The organism is Clostridioides sp. LIBA-7602 (genome assembly GCF_056688945.1).
Window position 1 is genome coordinate 1,178,179 of sequence record NZ_CP196991.1, and the last position, 20,750, is coordinate 1,198,928.

21 protein-coding genes are annotated in these 20,750 nt (G+C 28.4%); 18 read left to right on the forward strand and 3 right to left on the reverse strand.

What is annotated here, in order from left to right; translation table 11 throughout:
- Positions 1–36 precede the first annotated feature (36 nt).
- Positions 37–1,359 carry a polysaccharide biosynthesis protein gene (locus ACTG45_RS05655; protein ID WP_021383867.1) on the reverse strand — a complete coding sequence of 441 codons (1,323 nt, stop codon included), beginning with the start codon at positions 1,357–1,359 and terminating at the stop codon, positions 37–39.
- 50 nt (positions 1,360–1,409) lie between these two features.
- Positions 1,410–2,204 (reverse strand): histidinol-phosphatase HisJ family protein, encoded by a 795-nt coding sequence (locus ACTG45_RS05660; RefSeq protein ID WP_479919996.1) that lies wholly within the window; start codon positions 2,202–2,204, stop codon positions 1,410–1,412.
- A gap of 109 nt (positions 2,205–2,313) precedes the next feature.
- Here ACTG45_RS05660 and pdxR point away from each other — a divergent pair, with 109 nt between their 5' ends.
- The 9 genes from pdxR (at position 2,314) to ACTG45_RS05705 (ending at position 9,603) form a co-directional block, all read left to right on the forward strand.
- Positions 2,314–3,759, forward strand: coding sequence for a MocR-like pyridoxine biosynthesis transcription factor PdxR (gene pdxR, locus ACTG45_RS05665; RefSeq protein WP_021383868.1), 1,446 nt, complete (start codon positions 2,314–2,316; stop codon positions 3,757–3,759).
- Between the two features lie 27 nt (positions 3,760–3,786).
- Positions 3,787–3,996: a DUF896 domain-containing protein gene (locus ACTG45_RS05670; protein WP_021383914.1), complete on the forward strand. Its 210-nt coding sequence runs from the start codon at positions 3,787–3,789 to the stop codon at positions 3,994–3,996.
- A 19-nt stretch (positions 3,997–4,015) separates the two neighbouring features.
- Complete coding sequence (locus ACTG45_RS05675) at positions 4,016–5,410, forward strand: aminopeptidase (protein WP_021383909.1); 1,395 nt, start codon at positions 4,016–4,018, stop codon at positions 5,408–5,410.
- Between the two features lie 184 nt (positions 5,411–5,594).
- On the forward strand, positions 5,595–6,347 hold the full coding sequence (locus ACTG45_RS05680; RefSeq protein ID WP_021383805.1) for a GntR family transcriptional regulator: 753 nt from the start codon (positions 5,595–5,597) through the stop codon (positions 6,345–6,347).
- Between the two features lie 24 nt (positions 6,348–6,371).
- Positions 6,372–6,785, forward strand: coding sequence for a PTS sugar transporter subunit IIA (locus ACTG45_RS05685; RefSeq protein ID WP_021383875.1), 414 nt, complete (start codon positions 6,372–6,374; stop codon positions 6,783–6,785).
- 3 nt (positions 6,786–6,788) lie between these two features.
- Positions 6,789–7,532, forward strand: coding sequence for a BtpA/SgcQ family protein (locus tag ACTG45_RS05690; RefSeq protein WP_021383907.1), 744 nt, complete (start codon positions 6,789–6,791; stop codon positions 7,530–7,532).
- Entirely contained in the window at positions 7,532–8,002 is a 471-nt protein-coding gene (locus ACTG45_RS05695; RefSeq protein WP_479919997.1) for a PTS sugar transporter subunit IIB, read from the forward strand. The genes ACTG45_RS05690 and ACTG45_RS05695 overlap by 1 nt, the downstream gene beginning before the upstream one ends.
- Before the next feature lie 16 nt (positions 8,003–8,018).
- Positions 8,019–8,777: a PTS mannose/fructose/sorbose/N-acetylgalactosamine transporter subunit IIC gene (locus ACTG45_RS05700; RefSeq protein WP_021383858.1), complete on the forward strand. Its 759-nt coding sequence runs from the start codon at positions 8,019–8,021 to the stop codon at positions 8,775–8,777.
- Positions 8,761–9,603, forward strand: a complete 843-nt coding sequence (locus ACTG45_RS05705; RefSeq protein ID WP_021383812.1) for a PTS system mannose/fructose/sorbose family transporter subunit IID — start codon at positions 8,761–8,763, stop codon at positions 9,601–9,603. The genes ACTG45_RS05700 and ACTG45_RS05705 overlap by 17 nt, the downstream gene beginning before the upstream one ends.
- Positions 9,604–9,852: 249 nt before the next feature.
- Here ACTG45_RS05705 and ACTG45_RS05710 read toward each other — a convergent pair whose 3' ends face one another.
- Complete coding sequence (locus tag ACTG45_RS05710) at positions 9,853–10,758, reverse strand: selenium metabolism-associated LysR family transcriptional regulator (RefSeq protein ID WP_021383850.1); 906 nt, start codon at positions 10,756–10,758, stop codon at positions 9,853–9,855.
- A 362-nt stretch (positions 10,759–11,120) separates the two neighbouring features.
- Here ACTG45_RS05710 and ACTG45_RS05715 point away from each other — a divergent pair, with 362 nt between their 5' ends.
- From ACTG45_RS05715 to ACTG45_RS05755, 9 genes are all read left to right on the forward strand, one after another.
- Complete coding sequence (locus tag ACTG45_RS05715) at positions 11,121–11,855, forward strand: hypothetical protein (RefSeq protein ID WP_021383823.1); 735 nt, start codon at positions 11,121–11,123, stop codon at positions 11,853–11,855.
- Between the two features lie 254 nt (positions 11,856–12,109).
- Positions 12,110–13,291 (forward strand): molybdopterin molybdotransferase MoeA, encoded by a 1,182-nt coding sequence (locus ACTG45_RS05720; protein ID WP_479919998.1) that lies wholly within the window; start codon positions 12,110–12,112, stop codon positions 13,289–13,291.
- Positions 13,292–13,314: 23 nt separating this feature from the next.
- Positions 13,315–13,848 carry a molybdopterin-guanine dinucleotide biosynthesis protein B gene (gene mobB, locus ACTG45_RS05725; RefSeq protein ID WP_021383818.1) on the forward strand — a complete coding sequence of 178 codons (534 nt, stop codon included), beginning with the start codon at positions 13,315–13,317 and terminating at the stop codon, positions 13,846–13,848.
- Between the two features lie 118 nt (positions 13,849–13,966).
- Positions 13,967–14,242, forward strand: coding sequence for a PTS sugar transporter subunit IIB (locus ACTG45_RS05730; protein WP_021383888.1), 276 nt, complete (start codon positions 13,967–13,969; stop codon positions 14,240–14,242).
- Positions 14,243–14,481: 239 nt separating this feature from the next.
- Entirely contained in the window at positions 14,482–16,182 is a 1,701-nt protein-coding gene (locus ACTG45_RS05735) for an ABC transporter ATP-binding protein (protein WP_021383886.1), read from the forward strand.
- A gap of 360 nt (positions 16,183–16,542) precedes the next feature.
- A complete protein-coding gene (locus tag ACTG45_RS05740; protein WP_021383912.1) occupies positions 16,543–17,730 on the forward strand; it encodes a membrane protein in 1,188 nt (395 codons plus the stop codon).
- A 65-nt stretch (positions 17,731–17,795) separates the two neighbouring features.
- Positions 17,796–18,959, forward strand: coding sequence for a M20 family metallopeptidase (locus tag ACTG45_RS05745; protein ID WP_479918360.1), 1,164 nt, complete (start codon positions 17,796–17,798; stop codon positions 18,957–18,959).
- Positions 18,960–19,109: 150 nt separating this feature from the next.
- Positions 19,110–19,913 carry a zinc transporter ZupT gene (zupT, locus tag ACTG45_RS05750; protein ID WP_021383901.1) on the forward strand — a complete coding sequence of 268 codons (804 nt, stop codon included), beginning with the start codon at positions 19,110–19,112 and terminating at the stop codon, positions 19,911–19,913.
- Positions 19,914–20,017: 104 nt separating this feature from the next.
- On the forward strand, positions 20,018–20,569 hold the full coding sequence (locus ACTG45_RS05755) for a DUF2812 domain-containing protein (protein WP_479919999.1): 552 nt from the start codon (positions 20,018–20,020) through the stop codon (positions 20,567–20,569).
- Positions 20,570–20,750: the final 181 nt, after the last annotated feature.

Sequence of the window (20,750 nt, forward strand, 5' to 3'; positions counted from 1 at the left end):
AAATTATTTACTTTGGTAGCCTTCACGTTTTTATAACTAGTGTATAGATTTTAGTGATTTAAAAAGTACTATAGTATGTAATAGACAAGTAAATATTGATACGATTGTCATTGTGTATATGTATGCATAAATATTAAGCCCTGGAATAGGTAGGAATACGTATAGAGCCACTAGTTGAATTAACATACCAATTATAGTATTTATGCTTGAGGCTAACTCTTTTCTTATTGAATGTAAAATGCCAGATAGAGTTTGATTTAATGACATAAATAATGGAACTAAAAACATGGCTTTTAAATATTCTCCAGCAAGTTTATTTTTAAATACTAACACACATAAATCTTTTCCAAAGAAATAAAAAAATATTGATGATAGTATGCCTACAAATAAAGTTAGAAGTACAGAGTATTTTATTTTTTTTAAGACACTCTTACGTTTTCTTAGAGCTATTTCTTGTGATATAGTAGGTATCAAGTTTACAATAAGTGCTGAACCAACAGTAAAAGGTAAAAATATAAATGGCATTACCATTCCACTGACAACACCATACATGCTTAGCGATTGCTGATAAGTCATTCCTGATAATGCTAATCTCGATGGTATCATCATAGAACTAATAGACTGCAAAAGTATATTTGACATTCTGTTACAAGTTATTGGAATGGACATTTTTAATGTTTCCATTGAAGAATTATAAAAATCTTTTATACTTATAATATACCTATTGTCAAACGATGAATCTCTCCATAAGCAAATAAGCATGAATACAATATTACTCAATTCACCAATCGATATACCTAATAGGGCAATATAACAATTCATAGATTTATTATTTATGTACATAACAAGTAAAAAAACAAATAAAATTTTACCAATCTGTTCAATAATTTGTCCAATAGCAGGGATTTTTACATTCTTTATACCATAATAATATCCTCTTAGTACATTTGAAAGAGTTATTATAACTATAGCAGGGCAAACTGCTAGTATAAATAGGTTTAATTTAGCGTCTTTTAAAAACTTAAGTGATAAAAAAGAGCTATTGAAGGATGCAACTATAGATATAGCAAGTGCTACGAAAAATGATATATATAAAGTTGATATAAATAAAGCATTAGTATTGTGTCTATCATTTAAAGCTTTTCTCTTTGCGACTAAACAACTAAGTGCAGTAGGTATACCTGTTGTTGTAACAGCTAAACAAATCATTAAAAAGTTAAAAATCATATGGTAAATACCTAGACCCGTTTCACCCAAAGCCCTTGATAAGAATATTTTATACAAAAACCCAAATATCCTTACAATAAAATTAGATATAAATAGAATAACTGTTGATAGTACTAAATAAGGTACTTTCAAAAAAATCACCTCCTTATCTTTTAAATATATTCACAAGGAGGTGTAAAAATTTATAATTTTATAAATTCTGGTTTCAATTTATTAAATTTAGATACATATTTAAAGCCCATGTTTTTTAGTAATGCATATATGTAATCAAATTCACAGGCAATTTGACTTACATGATGTGAATCTGAACCTGTAGTTATAATTTCTCCTCCCAAGTCTTTATACATCTGAAGGATATATCTAGATGGAGTTAAATCTGGAAGGTTATATCTGTAGCAAGATGTATTTATCTCAATACCTTTACCATCATAAATAGCTTGTTTAAGAGTTTCTTCAATTATATCTGAAAATAGTCTATCATCTAAAATAGTATCATAAGGTGCATATCTTTTAATTAAATCTAAGTGACCTAAAATAGAGTAATCCTTATAATTCTTAACAATATTATATAAGTAAAGGTAGTAATTTTCATAAACTTCATGTTGAGTTTTATCTTTAAAATAACTACCAAGGTATAAATCCATTGTATCTATAGCATGAATAGAACATATTATAAAGTCCAATGGATATTGATGAGCTTCTTTTCTATAGGTATCCATTAATTGAGTCTGAACTCCAAATTCAATTCCTTTTTTTATTGAGATTTTATCTTTATATTTATTTTGAAGAGTTTCTAGACTCTTAAAATAGTCTTCATATACAATCGAAAAAGAATCATCGGCATAGACATCATAATCAACATGGTCTGTGAAACAAATTTCATTTAAACCAAGTTCAATTGATTTTTTTATCATTTCTTCCATTGTAGATTTTCCATCAGTAGAGAAACTTGAGTGCATGTGATAGTCGTAAAACATAAATATTTCCCCTTTTTATAAAAATTTTGGTATTATATATACATACTAAATAATATCAAATATATGTGAAAGCATCAATAAAATATAAATACAATGAGCGGTGATAAAGGTGGAAAAATACAGAATAGATTTAAGTGAAAAAAAGTTAACTAAATATATACAGATATTTAATCATATAAAAGAATTGATAATAAATAAAGAGTTAGTGGAACATGAAAAACTACCACCAATAAGAAAACTATCAGATTTCTTACAAGTAAATAATACTACCATAGTTAAAGTATATGAACTCTTAGAGAATGAAGGATATGTATATAAGATTGTAGGTAGTGGAACTTTTGTATCAAGTTCAAATTCTTATAAAAGTGGTATAGACAACAGAAAAAACAAGAATACTGTGCAAAGAGAAGATTTAATTCATTTTGATAATGGAAATCCATCTAATGATATGTTTCCTATTGATTCCTTTAAAAATGCTGTAAATATGGCATTATCTAAAGATGGCAGTTCGATATTTGATTACGATGAAGGTCTTGGTTCTGAAGAATTAAGAGAAAAGATGGTAGAGTATCTAAGTGACGGAAATATAAAAACTACTAAAGAAAATATTCAAATCATATCTGGTGCTCAACAAGGTATAGATATAGTTTGTAAAGGGCTTATAAGTTATTCAGATGTTGTCTTTATGGAAGAGCCTTCTTATAATGGAGCGATTGAAGTATTTAAAAGTAGAGGTGCAAAAATAATATCTATACCTATGTTAGATGATGGAATTGATATAGGTATTTTAAAATTAAAATTGGAAAAAATAAAACCAAGACTTATATATATTATGCCTAACTTTCAAAATCCAACAGGAATATCTTATTCAACATATAAAAAAAAGAAGTTAATAGAATTAGCAGAAGAACATGATTTTTATATAATTGAAGATGATTTTATAAGTGATTTTATATTTGAATCAAAAGACAATAGGACAGTTAGAAGTTATGATGATAAAAATAGAGTGGTATATATAAAGAGTTTTTCAAAAATACTTATGCCAGGTCTTAGGATAGGAATTGTAGAAATGCCAAATGAACTGCTAAAGAAGGTTTTATGGGCTAAATATTCTTCAGATATATCAACACCAGGTCTTATTCAAAAATCAATGTATTACTATATGGAGAATTTTGATTGGAAAAATTATCTGAATCATATAGAGAAGATATATACTGATAAGTACAAATTGGCAAAAAGCTTGATTAATAATAAATTGAGTGGTAAATTAAAAGTTAGAAAATCTTGTGGAGGAATAAACTTTTTTTTAGAATTACCAAGAGGATATACATCCCAAGGATTTACAAGTTTTATGCTGAACAAAGGGGTATCTATGCTTCCAGGAACTTATTTTTTTGACAATTTAGTGGATGATAGATTTTTTAGGATAAACATAGCTCGTCCAAGCATGGAAGAATTAGAAAAAGGAATAACCATAATCAGTGATAATATAGATGAGTTTTTTTGTGAATATAAAAACAAGTTAGATATAAAAAGCAATAAATTATTTTATTAAATAAATAGAAGTCTTTAGGAGGAAAACATGTTTGACAAAAAGAAGTTAGATAGGATTAATGAATTGGCAAAGAAAAATAAAGAGGGAGTTCTTTCTGATGATGAAATCAAAGAAAGAGAAATTTTAAGAAAAGAATACTTAGAAAATTTTAGGGCACACTTTAAATCAAGACTTGACAGTGTTAAAGTAGTTTCACCAGAGGAATATGAACAGTATATGAAAAACAATAAAAATTAAAACTTAATAGGAGGAAAACATGAACTTAAAGCATGAATTTAAGAATGCATGGGATGTTGAAAGAAAAGAAAATGCTATTGAACAAGTTATGCAATATTCTCGCAATTATATGGATTTTTTAAGTAAATCAAAAACTGAAAGAATTTCAGTAAAAGAAATTATAAAATTAGCTAAAGAAAATAATTATATTTCAATAGATGAAGCTATGGAAAAAGGAAGTATAGGTAGTGGTGACAAAATTTATGTTATAAATAAAGAAAAGGCAGTAGCACTTTTTGTAATAGGTAAAAATTATATAGAAAAAGGTATGAAAATTATAGGAAGTCATATAGATGCACCAAGATTGGATTTAAAACCAAATCCACTATATCAAGAAGGAAACTTAGGTTTTTTTAAAACTCATTATTATGGAGGAATAAAAAAATATCAGTGGACAGCTATCCCTCTTGCTTTACATGGTGTAGTTATATTAAATGATGGAACAAAAGTTGATATATCCATTGGAGAAGAAGAAAGTGACCCAGTATTTTGTGTAACGGATTTATTAGTTCATTTAGCTGGAGACCAAATGCAAAAGAAACTATCTGAAGGAATTAGTGGTGAAGCTTTAAATATATTAATTGGTAATATGCCTTTAAACGATGAGGAAAAAGAACCTATAACAGCAAATATATTAAAGATTTTAAATGAGAAGTATAGTATAGTTGAAGAAGACTTATTAAGTGCTGAAATTGAAGTAGTTCCAGCTGGAAAAGCTAGAGATTTAGGTTTTGATAGGTCAATGGTATTGGGATATGGGCATGATGATAGGGTATGCTCATATGCTGCTGTGAAAGCCATATTAGAAACTGAACAACCAGAATTCACTTCAGTTACATTATGTGTAGACAAAGAAGAAGTTGGTTCTCAAGGAAATACAGGTATGCACTCAAAGTTTTTTGAAAATACTGTAGCTGAATTAATTGCTTTGGAGGGTGATTACTGTGATATTAAGGTAAGAAGAGCCCTAGCAAATAGTAAGGTTTTATCAGCTGATGTTTCTGCTGGATATGACCCAAATTTTAGAGAAGCATATGAAAAGAGAAATTCCGCATATATGGGAAATGGAGTAGTTTTAAATAAGTATACTGGCTCGAGAGGTAAGGGCGGATGTAATGATGCAAATGCAGAATTTATGTCAGAAGTAAGAAGAATTTTTAATGAAGGAAATGTAGTATGGCAAACTGCTGAACTTGGAAAAGTTGACCAAGGAGGAGGCGGAACTATAGCGTATATATTAGCAAATCAAGGTGCAGAGGTTATAGACTGTGGTGTTGGAGTTCTAAATATGCATGCACCACATGAGATTGTCTCTAAGGTAGATATATATGAGATGTACAAGGGATATAAGGCATTTTTTAATATCAACTTATAAATTAAAATATAAGAGTAATAAGTGAATAAAGGCTATTGTATAAACAATTTTAAATTGTTATACAATAGTCTTATTTTTTTGTAAAATAGCAAAAAAAATTGACAACAGTTTTATCTTGTTATAATATGTAATAAAGAACTTGTTATATAATGTTATAAAAAAGTTACATAGGGAGGTGAACAAAATGGATGAAAAGAAACAAAAAAAAGAGATGGATTTAGAAGTAAATTCATTTGTTCCTTTATATCAACAACTATATGACAACATTAAAAAACAAATAGCATCTGGTATATATAAGCCGGGAGATAAACTTCCATCCGAAGGTGATTTATGTAAAGAATTTAATATAAGTCGTATAACTGTGAGAAATGCACTTAATGAACTTGTAAAAGAAGATATACTGTGTAAAAAACGTGGTAAAGGAACTTATGTAACAATACCAGAGAGAATAGAAGCAACATGTGCGGGAAATAGTTTTACTAATTCTTGTCATCGTATTAATGCAAAACCAAGCACCAAAATAATCTCTGTTTTAATAAAAAAAGCTGATAAGCAGGTAGCTGAAGCTTTAAGTATTGAGTTAGAAGAGAAGGTAATCTGTATTAAAAGACTTCGATTAATAGATGAAGTACCTGTTATCTTTGAAGTTGATTATTTTAGGATAGATTATATGTTTTTATTAAAAGAAGAATTAGAAGATAAATCTTTAATGGAAGTTATATCTAATAATATAAGTACATTACCTAAGCGTGTAGAAAATATATTTGAAGTAAAACATTCAAACAAAGAATATTCTGACCATCTTAAATGTGCAAGCAATATGCCATTATTGAAAGTAAGACAATCAGTATATACAGAGAATAATGATGTTTTATATTACAATGAACAATTTATAAGAAGTGATAAGTATAAATATGCAGTATCAGCAGAAATATAATCTATATTTAGTAGGAGGACAGATATGAGAAAAATAATATTAGCATCTCATGGAGAATTTTCAAAAGGTCTTTTAGATTCAGTAAAAATGATAGTAGGAGATTTAGCAAATTGTGTTAGTTCATATAGTTTGTATCCTGGACAAAGTGCTTCAGACTTTGCTTTAGAATTAGAAAAAATAATAGTAGAAGATAAAGAATGTGAATACATAATTTTATCTGATTTATATGGTGCAAGTGTATGCACTGCAATGTTGAGATTAACTAACTTACATAATGTTAATTTATTCTCTGGAATGAACTTGAATCTGGTATTAGAACTTCTTACAAGATTTTCTGATAAATTGACAGCTGAAGATGTAGAAGAATTAGTGAAAGAATCTAGAATGGGAATACAAAGTGTGACATTACAAATTAAAGAAGAAGAAGAGGTATTTTAGTTTATGAAAAAAAAGGGAATATTATCAGTATTTAAAAATAAGAAGCCAATTATAGCAATGATACATTTAAAAGGAGATACTCCAGAAGATATCTTTGAAAGAGCTAAAAAAGAAATCGCAATCTTGGAGGAAAATGGTGTAGATGGAATAATGTTAGAAAACTACTATGGCAATTACTATGATTTAGAAAGAATACTTGAGTATGTATCAAACGCTAATTTGTCAATACCATATGGAGTAAACTGCTTAAATGTTGATACTATGGGATTTGAACTGGCAACAAAATATAAGGCAAGTTATATACAAGTTGATTCTGTAGTAGGTCATGTTAAACCTAGAGACGAGGCAACATTAGAAGAATTTTTTAAATTACAACGCTCAAAGTGCCCAGCTTATTTAATTGGAGGAGTGAGATTTAAATACCAACCAGTATTATCTGAAAAGACAGTTGAAGAAGATTTAAAAATAGGTATGACAAGATGTGATGCCATAGCAGTTACAGAGAATGCTACAGGACAAGAAACATCAATGGAAAAGATAGAGTTATTTCGTAAAAACTTAGGGGATTTCCCATTAGTTATAGCTGCTGGAGTTACTTTGGAAAATGCAAAAGAACAACTTGAATTAGGAGATATGGCAATAATAGGAAGTTACTTTAAAGATAATTATAAAGATTTTGGGGATGTTAGTGTAGAACACGTGAAAACATTCATGGATGAAATAAAAAAAATTAGGGAGGAATTATAATGATTAAATTAGTAAGAGTAGACCACAGACTTATACATGGACAAGTAGCATTTACATGGACAAAATTTCTAAGTACAGATTGTATATTGATAGCAAGTGACGAATTATTAAAGGATGAATTAAGAATGGCAGGACTTAGAATGGCTAAACCATCTAATGTTAAACTTGTAATGAAAAGTATAGAAGATTCTGTAAAAGCACTTAATTCAGGAGTTACTGATAAGTATAATTTATTGATACTTTGTGAATCTGTAGAAGATGTTTATAGACTAGCTAAAGAAGTAAAATCTATTAAATCTATAAACCTTGGTGGAACAAAATCAGCTGATAATCGTGAAAATATATCTAAAGCAGTACATGTATCAAAAGATGACATAAATATGATTAAAGAATTAGATTCAGAAGGCGTAAATGTATTTGTACAATTGGTTCCTGATGATGATGCTACAAATGTAATGAAATTAATATAATTTTAGGGGGATGAAAATGGAATTTACACAAGTTATTCTAATAACTCTAATTGCATTCTTTGCATATATGCATTGTTTTGTAGGTTCTACAATGCATAATAGACCTATAGTTGTTGCACCACTTGTTGGTTTAGCACTAGGTAATCTACAGACAGGTATAGTAATAGGTTCAACATTAGAGCTAGTATTTATGGGTGCATTTCCAGTTGGAGCAAGTAATCCTCCTGATTTTGTTTCTGGTTCTATTATTGCTACAGCATTTGTAATATTAACTGGGCAAGATGTATCAGCGGCAGTTGTACTTGCAGTTCCTATAGCAACATTAGTATTGCTTATAGACAACTTCTTAATGACAGTAGTACTTACATGGGGAGCTCATATTGCTGACCGTTATGCAGAAGAGGGTAATATTGAAGGCGTAGAGCGTGTGCAATTATTATTTGGTATAGGAAATAAATTAATATTAGCAATAATAGTAGGTATAGGATTCTCATTAGGTGTTCCAGTAATAGAAAAGATACTTTCATTTATACCATCATATGTAACTCATGGAATGGATGTTGCAGCTGGTGTTATACCAGCAATAGGTTTTGCTATGTTAGCTAGAATGATGCTTAATAAGAAGACAGTAGCATTTTTATTATTAGGATTTATATTGGTCGCTTATCTAAATATAACAGTAACAGGTGTTGCATTGTTTGGATTAGCAATAGCTTTAATATATGTTAACTTTGTAGGAGAGAAGGAGGTAGTAGTAGATGACAACGAATTCTAAGAAATTGGAAACAATTTCACCAGACAGTAAAATAACGAGGAAAGACTTTTGGAAATGTTTTAGAAGGTCTTTAACACTAGATTCATCTTGGAACTATGAGCGTATGCAAAATATAGCATATGCATATATGATGGCACCTATAATCCGTAGATTATATAAAGATGATAAGGAAAAAAAATCTAAGGCTTTAAAAAGACATCTTGAATTCATGTCAGTTACTCCTCATATAAGTACTCTTTTGGCGGGTATATCTGGAGCTATGGAAGAAGAAAATGCAAAGAATGAAGAATTTGATGCAAATAGTATAAATGCTGTTAAATCAAGTTTAATGGGACCCATTTCTGGGATAGGAGATTCATTTTTCTGGGGTACATTAAAACTTATAGCAGCTGGAGTTGGTATAGCTTTAGCTTCTCAGGGAAATATAATGGGGCCAATTTTATTTCTTTTAATAATAAATATTCCTCATTTTATAATCCGTTATATATGTTTAGATAAAGGATTTAAGTATGGAACTCAATTTTTTAAAGATGTAAGTGGTTCAAGTATAGTTTCAAAAGTTATGGAAGCAGCGTCAATGCTAGGGCTTATGGTAATTGGAGGAATGACTGCCTCTAATGTAATGTTAAAGCTTAGTGTTAATGTAGGTAGTGGAGAGTGGGCAGAGCCTATTCAAACTTACTTAGATCAAATAATGCCATGTATGCTTCCAGCTATGATATTTGGTATTATATATTGGTTATTAGGAAAAAAGGTCAAGACAACTACGATATTAATTTCCGTTATAATTATTTGTATAGTATTAGCTGCTATTGGAATAGTATAATCAAGATTAAGGATATGTTTTTTTTAATATTATCCACAAATGAAATTTACAAAGGGGATGTTGCACTAAAAATAAGGCAACTCCCTTTTTATATAAAAAATCCCAAGTTCATTTGAACAAGGGTTTTTTTACTAAATTAACTAAAAAAGAAAATTGTTACATAGTAATTTATGACTATGTATGTGACAGTTATAGTTAGTTTATTCATTAGTTATATAATTTAGGATTAAGTATCTTATATTATAATTATTATATTATGATTTCAAAGTACTCACACAATCTGTTTAGGAATTTATCCTCTAGTGGAGAAAAAGTTTTCTTCTTGGAATAAATAAAGAAAAATTTTCTAGTAAAGTCAACATTTTTTATTTTATAACATTTAATCTTGCCTGCATTTAGATAATCAATAGCTGAGATATAAGATATAAAAGACACACCAAGACCCAATCTAACCATTTCTTTAATAGCTTCATTTGATTCTACATGAGCTATTACATTTAATTTATTTACAGGAAAGTTATTTTTGCTAAGTGTATTTAATATTAAATTTCTAGTACCAGAGCCCTCTTTTCTCATAATAAAATTTAAGTAAGCCAATTCTTCTATATCAATTTTATTATCTTTATTGTCAATTTTAAAATCTGAAGGAGTGATAAGAACAAGCTCATCATCTAATAAGTCTAGGTATTCTATTTGAGGATTGTTGACCTTAGAACCAACTAATCCAAAGCTTATTCGTTCATTTAAAATTTCTGATATAGCATATTGAGAATCATAATGGCTTATGGAAAATTTTACGTCTGGGTAACTCATGGAAAAACTCTTCATAAAATCAGGTAAAATATAGGTTTCAGGTATAGAGCTACATGCAATATCTATGATACCTTCTATTTTTCCTGAATATTCTTTTATATCATATATTGCACGTTTACAGTTGTTTAATATATATATAGCATGTTCATAAAGAATTTCACCAGATTTTGTAAGTGTAATCACTTTGTTGCTTCTATTTATAAGTACAGTTTCTAACTCTCTCTCTAAATTTTGTATATGTGCACTTACAGTAGGTTGAGTTAAAAAAAGTTCTCTTGCAGCTTTTGAAAAACTTTGATGTTTTGCAACAGCAACAAATACTTCAAGTTGTTTAAAATCCATTATTTAATCCTCCTTAAATTATCTAAAACTATTATAACATATTTGATAAATTAATAGTCAAAGGTGATTTTTAAAATAGAAAACCTTAAAATATTCATGGAGTTTTTGATTGTTTAGGAATAATTTGGTATAATGTTATAAGGATATTTACCTTAAAAATATCTTAAATTGAATTTTCAAAATTCAACTTTAAAATGTGTTTTATTACAGAAAAATTACAAATGGCTTCTTAATCTTATTAAATTCAAATAAATATTATATAATTATTTTATAATATAATAAATATAATTATTGAAAAAAGAGATAATCGTACATTGATATATAGATAAATATTATAAAATTTAAGAAAGGAGGATTGATTTATGAAGTTAAAAAAGTCATTAGTTTGTGTAACTATTTTAGGTATTGTACTTGTTGGATGTCATAAAGAAAATACTAAAGAGAAAAATCAAGTAGCAAATAAAGCAACACAACAAAAAACTATGACAAAAGTTCAAAATGATGTTAATGAAATTATGAGTAAAGACTATAATTTTGTTATAAAGAATATGGGAATACCTTATAACACAATTTACTATATAAAACCTAAAGATTTAAAAGAATCAGATACAATGCAAGATATAAATACATCAAGTTATATGACATTAGTTTACCCCAAGTATACTGGAAATAATGAGCTAGATGGAAGTGCTTTATACATTGATATTAATAAAAATAAAGTAGTCAATGTTGAAACAAATTCATTTTCTTCACAGAGCAATATAACTATTGACGCTGATTCTAGTATTATGATTGAAAAAAGTGACCATGAAAAATCGGCTGTATCAATAGAAAAATTTAGAAAAATTGACTTAGGGGAGTATATTGGAGTTGAAGAGGCTAGAATAAATGAAATTGTGGGAGATGTAAATTATGATTTAATAGCATACGATCATGAAGGTAGCAAAGTAGTGAAAAGTTATAGATTAAAAGAAGATAATAAATTGTTAAAAAAAGAAGTGCTTACAATAAGTATTGAGGATAACAAAATAAAATCTATAAAAACTACTGAAAGTGATAAAATTGTAAAAATATTAAAAGGAGCTTTAATAGAATAATGGATTCTAGAGCATACAAGACTGTTTCAAGATAGAAGTAAATTTCTAGCTGGAAACAGTTTTTTTATAAGATTTATAAAATTTAGCACATTGTAGTTGGTAATAATTTTATAAGCTTTATTAAATTTGAACTGCACTTATAGATGACAATTAGTTATAATTAAATATAAGATAAAGTTATTTCTAATTTTTGTAATCTATAGCATATTACATTAAAATGTTTTAAATAAAAAATATATTGGGGAGTATTTAAAATGATAGAATTAGCAGATGCCATAAAAATTATTGAAGAAAATGTTGTACCAATAAGTAGGGTGAAGAGAGTAAATCTTATAGACGCAGTAAATAAGGTGGTTGCAGAAGATATATATTCAACAATTGATAGCCCTCCATTTGATAGGTCACCGTACGATGGTTATGCATATAATGCAAATTCTGAAAATAGAAGTTTAAAGGTTATAGGGACTTTATATGCAGGAGAAGTGTTTGATAGTGTATTAAATAAAAATGAAGCAGTGAAGATAATGACTGGTGGTAAAATACCAAGGGGTGCAAACTGTGTAATAAAAAAAGAAGATGTAACTGTTATAGATGATATGATAACTTTAAATGTAAAGTTAAAGGAATACGATAACTATATATTTAAGGGTGAGGATATAAAAAAGGGACAATTGATAATTAATAAAAATCAGGATATAGGATATGATGGAGTAGGAGTATTAGCAAGTCTTGGAATATCTACAGTAACTGTGTATGATGATTTAAAAGTTGGGATTTTGAATACAGGAACAGAACTACAAGATATAAATGAGGTTTTAGAGGATGGTAAGATATATGATAGTAATAGATATACATTATATTCAAAACTTCTAAAGCTTGGAATACAAGCAGATACAATATGTAATTGCTCTGATGATATATTAGAGTTAGAAAAAATAGTAAAGAATATGTTGCAAAAGGTAGATTTTTTAATTACAACAGGTGGTGTGTCTGTTGGAGACAAAGATTTAATTCCAGATGTATTTAGAAAGATAGGTGCAACGGAGTTATTTTGGAAAATAAACATTAAACCTGGAGGGGCTTGTTATGTAGCTACATTGGGAGAAAAACTATTATTTGGGCTTTCTGGAAATCCGCATGCAGCAATTGTGGTATTTGATAATGTGGTAGTTCCTGTTATTGAGTTTTTGACATATAAAAAAGGAGAGCATTATATAAAAGCCATATTTAAGGGAGAATTTAATAAACTTTCAAATAAAGATAGATTTGTAAGTGGAAAATTATACACAAGTGAAGGTAAATTATATGTAAAGTTAAATGATAAGAAAGATGCTAAAGCTAGATTGTCAGCAACACTGAGAAGTAATTGTATGATAAGGATAAAAAAGAAAGAAACTATAAAAGAAAATCAGTTAGTAGATGTTGTTATTAGATAGTTTTATGAGAGGAAGTCAATTTTATGTATAATATATTGTCAATTGTCTCCTATTCTGGAGTAGGTAAAACTACATTGATTGAAGGTATAATAAAAGAACTAAATAAAGAAGGGTATAATGTTGGAGTGATTAAACATACATGTCATGATTTTGACATGGATGAAGAAGGTAAGGATACTTATAAACATAGAAAATCTGGTGCTAAAAAGGTATGTATAATATCAGATAAGAGAGTAGCGTATATTGAAGAACTAAAAGAGAAGAATCCATTATATGAAATGATTCAGTTATATAGAGATATGGATTTAATTATTATAGAAGGATATAAAAATTACAGGTTCAAAAGGTTGGAGATAACTAGAAAGAATAAATATAAGGATATTTTATCAAATAAGTCTGATTTAATAGGTATTGTTAGTGATATAGAATACGATTTGAATATTAAACAATTTGATTTAAATGACTATAAAAATATATCAAATTACATAGAGTATTGTATAAAAAATGAGATTTTAAGTATAAATGATACTGAAATAAAAAACATATTAAAAGAATAATTTTAAGATACTCTTTTGATATAAAATGGTATAATTATTTATATAAATAAAGATATGAGAAATTTATCAATCGTATTTTGAATTATAAAATATCAAAGAAATCGTAGGAGGAAAAAATATGAAAAAAATATTAGTAGCATGTGGGGCAGGAATTGCGACATCAACAGTAGTTTGTGATAGGGTAGAAAGATTAATTAAAGAAAACAACATACAAGCAGAAGTTATACAATGTAAAATTGCTGAATGTGCAACAAAACAAGAGGGGGCTGACTTAATAGTGTCTACTACTATATTGCCAACAACTTATGATATACCTGCGATAAAAGCAACAGCATACATAACAGGTATAAATACAGCTGCTTTAGATAAGAAAATATTGGATGCATTGAAGTAGTTTTGTATCTATAAAAAATATTTAGCATTAAATATAGAGTTATATCTTTGTAATAAGTTATTTACAGAGATATGGCTCTTTTATATTGTTTTAAATGTATAATATATGACATAAATATTCAAATTTATGAAAAATATTGATTTATATTGCAAGTTTATAAAAGATTTAAAATTGTTGTTATGTTATACTAATTTATGGGTATTTTTTAGAAGTATCAATGAAGGAGGGGTTTAATACTTATGATAAAACAATTTATAAAATATTATAAGCCGTATAAGAAAATTTTTACACTAGACCTTATAGCAGCTTTTTTATTTTCCTTATGTGATTTAGTTTATCCTATGATAACTAGAAATATAATGGATGACATTGTTCCAAATAAAAATTTAAGAATGTTAGTAGTTTTTGCAGTAGTACTTATTCTTATCTTTATAGCAAAAGCAGGTCTTAACTATTTTATGCAGTATTGGGGGCATGTTATTGGTGTAGATATGCAAGCTGATATGAGAAATGAAGTATTTACACATTTGCAGAGACTTCCAAATACGTATTTTGATAATAACAAATCTGGGGTAACTATGTCTAGAATAGTAAATGACCTAATGGATATAACAGAACTTGCACATCATGGGCCTGAAGATTTATTCATTTCTATAGTAATGTTGGTGGGTTCATTCTTTATACTTATAGATATAAATATTCCTCTTACTCTCATAATATTTGCCATATTACCATTTATAATTTGGTTTGCAATAACTAAAAAAGATAAAATGAATGTTGCTTTTATGAAGAGTAGAGTTACTATAGGTGATGTGAATGCTACCTTAGAAAATAGTATAGCAGGTATGAAAGTAACTAAGTCTTTTTGTACTGAAAAAGAAGAATTAAATAAGTTTGTAAGAAGTAATAAGTTATTTAGAAGAGCAAGACAAGATTCTTATAAAGTAATGGCAGAATACTATTCTGGCATGAACTTATACATGGATATTTTAGAGTGGGTAGTTGTTATAGCTGGTGGTTACTTTACTTATCTTGGAAAAATTACTTTGGGTGATTTTGCTGCCTATATATTATATGTAAAAATGTTTATACAACCTATGAAAAAATTGATAAACTTTACAGAGCAATATCAAAATGGTATGACAGGTTTTAAAAGGTTCATAGAAATAATGGAACAAGACCATCAAAAGGAAGCTAAAAATCCTGTTGAGCTTGAAAATGTAAAAGGTAATATTGAGATAGAAAATATATCTTTTACATACGAAGATAAGACTCAAGTATTAAATAATTTAAGTTTATCTATAAAAGCTGGTAAGACGATAGCATTAGTTGGACCTTCTGGAGGAGGAAAGACTACACTATGTAATCTATTGCCAAGGTTTTATGAATTTGATAAGGGTGATATAAAAATTGATGGAAAGAGTATAAAAGATGTCAGCTTAAAATCATTGAGAAAAAATATAGGTATAGTTCAACAAGATGTGTTTTTATTTACAGGAACGATAAGAGACAATATTCTTTGTGGAAATCCTAATGCTACAGATGAAGAAATGATATCAGCAGCCAAAAAGGCAAGGATACATGATTTTGTAGAGACTTTACCAGACGGATATGACACTTATATAGGTGAAAGAGGAGTAAAATTATCAGGTGGACAAAAACAAAGAATATCAATCTCAAGAATCTTTTTAAAGAATCCTCCAATAATAATATTGGATGAGGCTACATCTGCCTTAGACAATGTAACAGAGAGAGAAATTCAAGAATCCTTAGAAGAACTAAGCAAAGATAGAACAAATTTAGTTGTTGCACATAGATTAACTACTATAAAAAATGCTGATGAAATCATAGTATTGACAGATAAAGGAATTGAAGAAAGAGGTACTCATGAAGAGTTAGTAAACAAAAATGGAGTATATAGTAGATTACACAATAACTAGTATGTAAATTTTATACAATAACTAACATATACACTAAATTTATAAACATAGAATATATTAAGATTCATAAATCAAATTCATTTTAATTAATGAGATGTTTTATGAAAAAATGTATTCTATGTTTTATTTTTTGCAAATTACAATTAATTCTATTTATAAGAATAGTGATAAATAGCCAATAATTAGGATAACGTTTTTTTAAAAAGAATAATTTAGAAAGCTAACTTTAATTTATAGAATTTATGGAATTTTATGAAAAAATTCGAATTTTGTCTTGAAATGTTTTTCAAAAGTAGTAAAATAATGGATAACTATACATACATTGTATACAAATATATTTATTATGAGGGGGGATTTTGTATGGAGGCAATAACAGCTTTTTGTCTAGTTTTAGTATCACTGACGATAGGTGATGTAGTTTCAGCGAAAACTAAAGCTTTTGTTCCATCAGTTTTTGTATCAGCAATTATATTTATAGTAGGATTTTGGACTTTTTTCCCAGAAAATATTGTAGACTTAGCCGCTTTAGGAACACCATTAGCCCAATTGGGAATGCTTTTATTAATAACACATATGGGAACTATGATGAGTATTAAAGAATTGGCAGGGCAATGGAAAACAATCGTAATAGCTTTGGCAGGAATAGTAGGTATATGTGTAGGGGCTTTAGCATTAGGGACAGTAGTATTTGGATGGGATACAGCAGTAATAGCTACACCTCCTCTTACTGGGGGACTAGTTGCATCTATAATGATGGCAGATGCTGCTACAGCAAAAGGTCTTGCAAGTTTGGCAGTACTTGCAATTTTGATGTATGTTGCACAAGGATTTGCAGGTTATCCTATTACAGCACTAATGCTTAAAAAAGAAGGAAAAAGACTTTTATCAGATTTTAGAAGTGGAAAAGTAACTACAAGTAAAGTTGAAGAAAAAACTGAGAATTTACCTGAACAAAAAAGTAGATTTAAGATAATTCCAGATTTACCTGAAAAGTATGATACAACATATATGATAATACTTAGATTAGGATTGGTAGCATGGTTAGCAGTACAATTTACAAATCTTACACATGAAGTTGTATCTAGATATGTTATATGTTTGATATTTGGTGTAATAGCATCAGAACTTGGAATAGTTGATAGAAAACCTCTTAACAAATCTGGTTCATTTGGATGGTTAATGACATCATTGATGGCTTTTATATTTGCAGGATTAGCAAAAGCTACACCAGCAATGCTTGCTGAAATGGCAGTTCCTCTTGTAGGAATCATAATATTTGGTGTAATAGGAATGGGAATATTCTCTATTATAGTAGGTAAGCTTTTAGGTGAAAGTAAAGAAATGTCTTTTTCAGTTTCTCTTACAGCACTTTATGGTTTTCCACCAAACTATATATTAACTGAAGAAGCAGTAAAAGCTTTAGCTGAAACACCAGAAGAAAAAGAGTTTTTAATGGATAAGATGCTTCCAAAGATGCTTGTTGGAGGTTTCACTACAGTTACAATAGCTTCTGTAGTAATAGCAGGTATATTTGTAAATCTAATCTAATATTTAAATGATAACAATAAAAAATATTTTAAATAAGAAGAATATGTACTACTTGGAGGTCTGGAATGGATATTAAAGAAATAACAAAGAATTATAAAGATTATGTGATTAAACTTAGAAGGGAATTTCATGAAAATCCTGAGAAGAGTATGGAAGAAGTTAGAACATCAAAAAGAGTTAAAGAAGAGCTTGATAAAATTGGAGTACCATATGTATCAGCTGGAGGTACAGGTGTAATTGCAACTATAAAAGGAACTAATCCAGGAAAGACTGTAGCACTTAGGGGTGATATGGATGCACTACAAGTTGTTGAATGTACAGATGTAGAATACAAATCAAAAAATGAAGGACTTATGCATGCTTGTGGTCATGATGGTCATACATCAATGCTTTTAGGAGCAGCAAAAGTACTAAATGATATTAAAGATAGTATTAATGGAACTGTAAAATTATTTTTTCAGCCAGGAGAAGAAGTTGGTAAAGGTGCAAGAGCTATGATTAAAGATGGTGCTATGGAAGGTGTAGATAGTGTATTTGGAATACATCTTTGGACAGATGTAGAATCTGGAACTATATCAGTAGAAGAGGGACCAAGAATGGCTTCTGCCGATTTCTTTAAAATCACTGTAAAGGGCAAAGGTGGGCATGGCTCACTTCCTCATCAGGGTGTTGATACAGTGCTTGCAAGTTCAGCAATAGTTATGAATTTACAATCTATGGTTAGTAGAGAAGTAAGTCCTTTAGAGCCATTAGTTGTAAGTGTTGGAGTTTTAAATTCAGGAACTAGATTTAATGTAATAGCAAGTGAAGCTATATTAGAAGGTACAATAAGACTATTTAATCCAAAACTTAGAGAACAAATTCCTTCAATTTTAGAACGTATAGCAAAATCTACAGCAGGAGCATATAGAGCAGAAGCTGAATTAGAATATGGATATTTAACACCAGCAGTTATAAATGACAAAGAATGCTCAAAGATAGCAACAGATGCAGCAATTAAGTTATTTGGAGAAGAATGTATAACAATGTTTGAAAAAGTAACAGGAGCAGAAGATTTGGCTGAATTTATGAATATTGCACCTGGTGCACTAGCGTTTGTAGGAGCTAGAAACGAATCAAAAGGTGCTTGTTACCCTCATCATCATGGATGTTTTAATATAGACGAGGATGCCTTAGAAATTGGGACTGCTTTATATGTTCAATATGCAGTAGATTTCTTAAATAAATAAATTTAATATACTATAAAGAAAAAGCAGAGACTAAGTTTATATCTCTGCTTTTTTAATGCATATAATTCTTATAAGATTGACTATATAAAAGATATATGATAACATAAAAGAAAATGATAATCAATATCAATTAAAAAGAGGGTGATTTATTTGAATAATGTAGTGTTTGCATTTTTGATAACATTATTGGCAGGTTTGTCTACAGGTATAGGAAGTTGCATAGCATTTTTTGCTAAAAAAACTAATACTAAGTTTCTTTCTATAAGTTTAGGATTTTCTGCTGGTGTTATGATTTATGTGTCTATGATAGAAATTTTTCCTAAAGCACAAGATGCTTTGACAAAGTCTATGGGTGAAAAAATGGGAAGCTGGTCAACTGTAATAGCTTTTTTTGTAGGGATGGCTATTATTGCAATTATTGATAAGTTAATTCCTCAAGAAGAAAATCCACATGAGATAAAGAAAATGGAAAATATAGAAGAACAAAATATCAATAGAAATAAATCTCTTTTGAGAACAGGAGTATTTACAGCAATGGCTATAGCAATTCATAATTTTCCAGAAGGTTTAGCTACATTTATATCGGCTCTTGATGATGTTACAATAGCTATACCGATAGCTATTGCGATTGCTATACACAATATACCTGAGGGTATATCTGTATCTGTACCAGTTTATTATGCTACAGGAGATAAGAAGAAAGCTTTTTATTATTCTTTTTTATCGGGAATGTCTGAACCATTAGGAGCAATTATTGGATATGTGCTTCTTAGAAATTTCTTAAATGATATAACTCTTGGAATTGTATTTGCAATTGTAGGAGGAATCATGGTATTTATATCACTTGATGAGCTATTGCCATCAGCTAGAGAGTATGGTGAGCATCATTTATCTATTTATGGGTTGATTGCAGGTATGGGTGTTATGGCTATTAGCTTATTGTTATTTAAATAAGCCTTTAGATATCTGATTGTAACTTAAAATTAATATCAAAATGATATAATTATTTAAATAGACTTTTAAGATATTTAAAAATATCATTTTGGAGAGTGAGTATTATGAAAAAGAAAATAAAGTTTAAATTTGACTGGTATAGCTCACCTGATAAGATAGAAAAATGGCTAGAAGATATGGAAGCGAATGGATATAATCTGTATAAGATAAATAAATTTGGAGGAATATTTTATTTTCACAAAGGAAGCCCAAGAAAAATAAAATACGCTATTGATTACTACTATGATGCAGAGAATAATTATTTTGATGAACATAAATCAAAAGGTTGGAATCTTATATTTAGGAGTATTGGCAGTTTTATGGGGACATCTTCATGGTATGTATGGTCTAAAGAGTATAAAGATTTGCCTCCTAAACTATATGGTGATTTTGATAAACAAAATAAAGTAAAATCAATTTTGTTTATGAATATATTTATATTCTTTTTGTTAGTGGTAATCTTTATATATTTATTATCTGTTGAAGTAAGTAATCTATCTAGTGGTTATGGAGTATCTATAACTGCTATTGTACTACAGATTATGTTATTAGTTTTATATATGGTACAGTTATATAAGAGACTAATGTATTATTTAAGGCTCAAAAAGTTTAAATAAATAGAAGAGGGTACCTTGAAATGATTTTAAAAATATTTTAAGGTACCCTCTTTTATACATAAATACTATCTTTTAATAAGGATAATTTTCATTGTGAAAATGATATATCAAAATAACAGTTGTATAAAATTGAGTATTGATAGAAATAATTTAAAAATGTTATTCTAAAGTATCAGATATA

Coding starts and splice junctions, on each gene's coding strand:
- ACTG45_RS05755 (WP_479919999.1), top strand. CDS start 20,018: ATGAAAAAGAAAATAAAGTTTAAATTTGACTGGTATAGCTCACCTGAT.
- ACTG45_RS05745 (WP_479918360.1), top strand. CDS start 17,796: ATGGATATTAAAGAAATAACAAAGAATTATAAAGATTATGTGATTAAA.
- ACTG45_RS05660 (WP_479919996.1), bottom strand. CDS start 2,204: ATGTTTTACGACTATCACATGCACTCAAGTTTCTCTACTGATGGAAAA.
- ACTG45_RS05690 (WP_021383907.1), top strand. CDS start 6,789: ATGAAAAAAAAGGGAATATTATCAGTATTTAAAAATAAGAAGCCAATT.
- ACTG45_RS05670 (WP_021383914.1), top strand. CDS start 3,787: ATGTTTGACAAAAAGAAGTTAGATAGGATTAATGAATTGGCAAAGAAA.
- ACTG45_RS05740 (WP_021383912.1), top strand. CDS start 16,543: ATGGAGGCAATAACAGCTTTTTGTCTAGTTTTAGTATCACTGACGATA.
- ACTG45_RS05685 (WP_021383875.1), top strand. CDS start 6,372: ATGAGAAAAATAATATTAGCATCTCATGGAGAATTTTCAAAAGGTCTT.
- ACTG45_RS05710 (WP_021383850.1), bottom strand. CDS start 10,758: ATGGATTTTAAACAACTTGAAGTATTTGTTGCTGTTGCAAAACATCAA.
- ACTG45_RS05720 (WP_479919998.1), top strand. CDS start 12,110: ATGATAGAATTAGCAGATGCCATAAAAATTATTGAAGAAAATGTTGTA.
- ACTG45_RS05715 (WP_021383823.1), top strand. CDS start 11,121: ATGAAGTTAAAAAAGTCATTAGTTTGTGTAACTATTTTAGGTATTGTA.
- ACTG45_RS05730 (WP_021383888.1), top strand. CDS start 13,967: ATGAAAAAAATATTAGTAGCATGTGGGGCAGGAATTGCGACATCAACA.
- ACTG45_RS05735 (WP_021383886.1), top strand. CDS start 14,482: ATGATAAAACAATTTATAAAATATTATAAGCCGTATAAGAAAATTTTT.
- ACTG45_RS05675 (WP_021383909.1), top strand. CDS start 4,016: ATGAACTTAAAGCATGAATTTAAGAATGCATGGGATGTTGAAAGAAAA.
- ACTG45_RS05700 (WP_021383858.1), top strand. CDS start 8,019: ATGGAATTTACACAAGTTATTCTAATAACTCTAATTGCATTCTTTGCA.
- mobB (WP_021383818.1), top strand. CDS start 13,315: ATGTATAATATATTGTCAATTGTCTCCTATTCTGGAGTAGGTAAAACT.
- ACTG45_RS05695 (WP_479919997.1), top strand. CDS start 7,532: ATGATTAAATTAGTAAGAGTAGACCACAGACTTATACATGGACAAGTA.
- ACTG45_RS05680 (WP_021383805.1), top strand. CDS start 5,595: ATGGATGAAAAGAAACAAAAAAAAGAGATGGATTTAGAAGTAAATTCA.
- ACTG45_RS05705 (WP_021383812.1), top strand. CDS start 8,761: ATGACAACGAATTCTAAGAAATTGGAAACAATTTCACCAGACAGTAAA.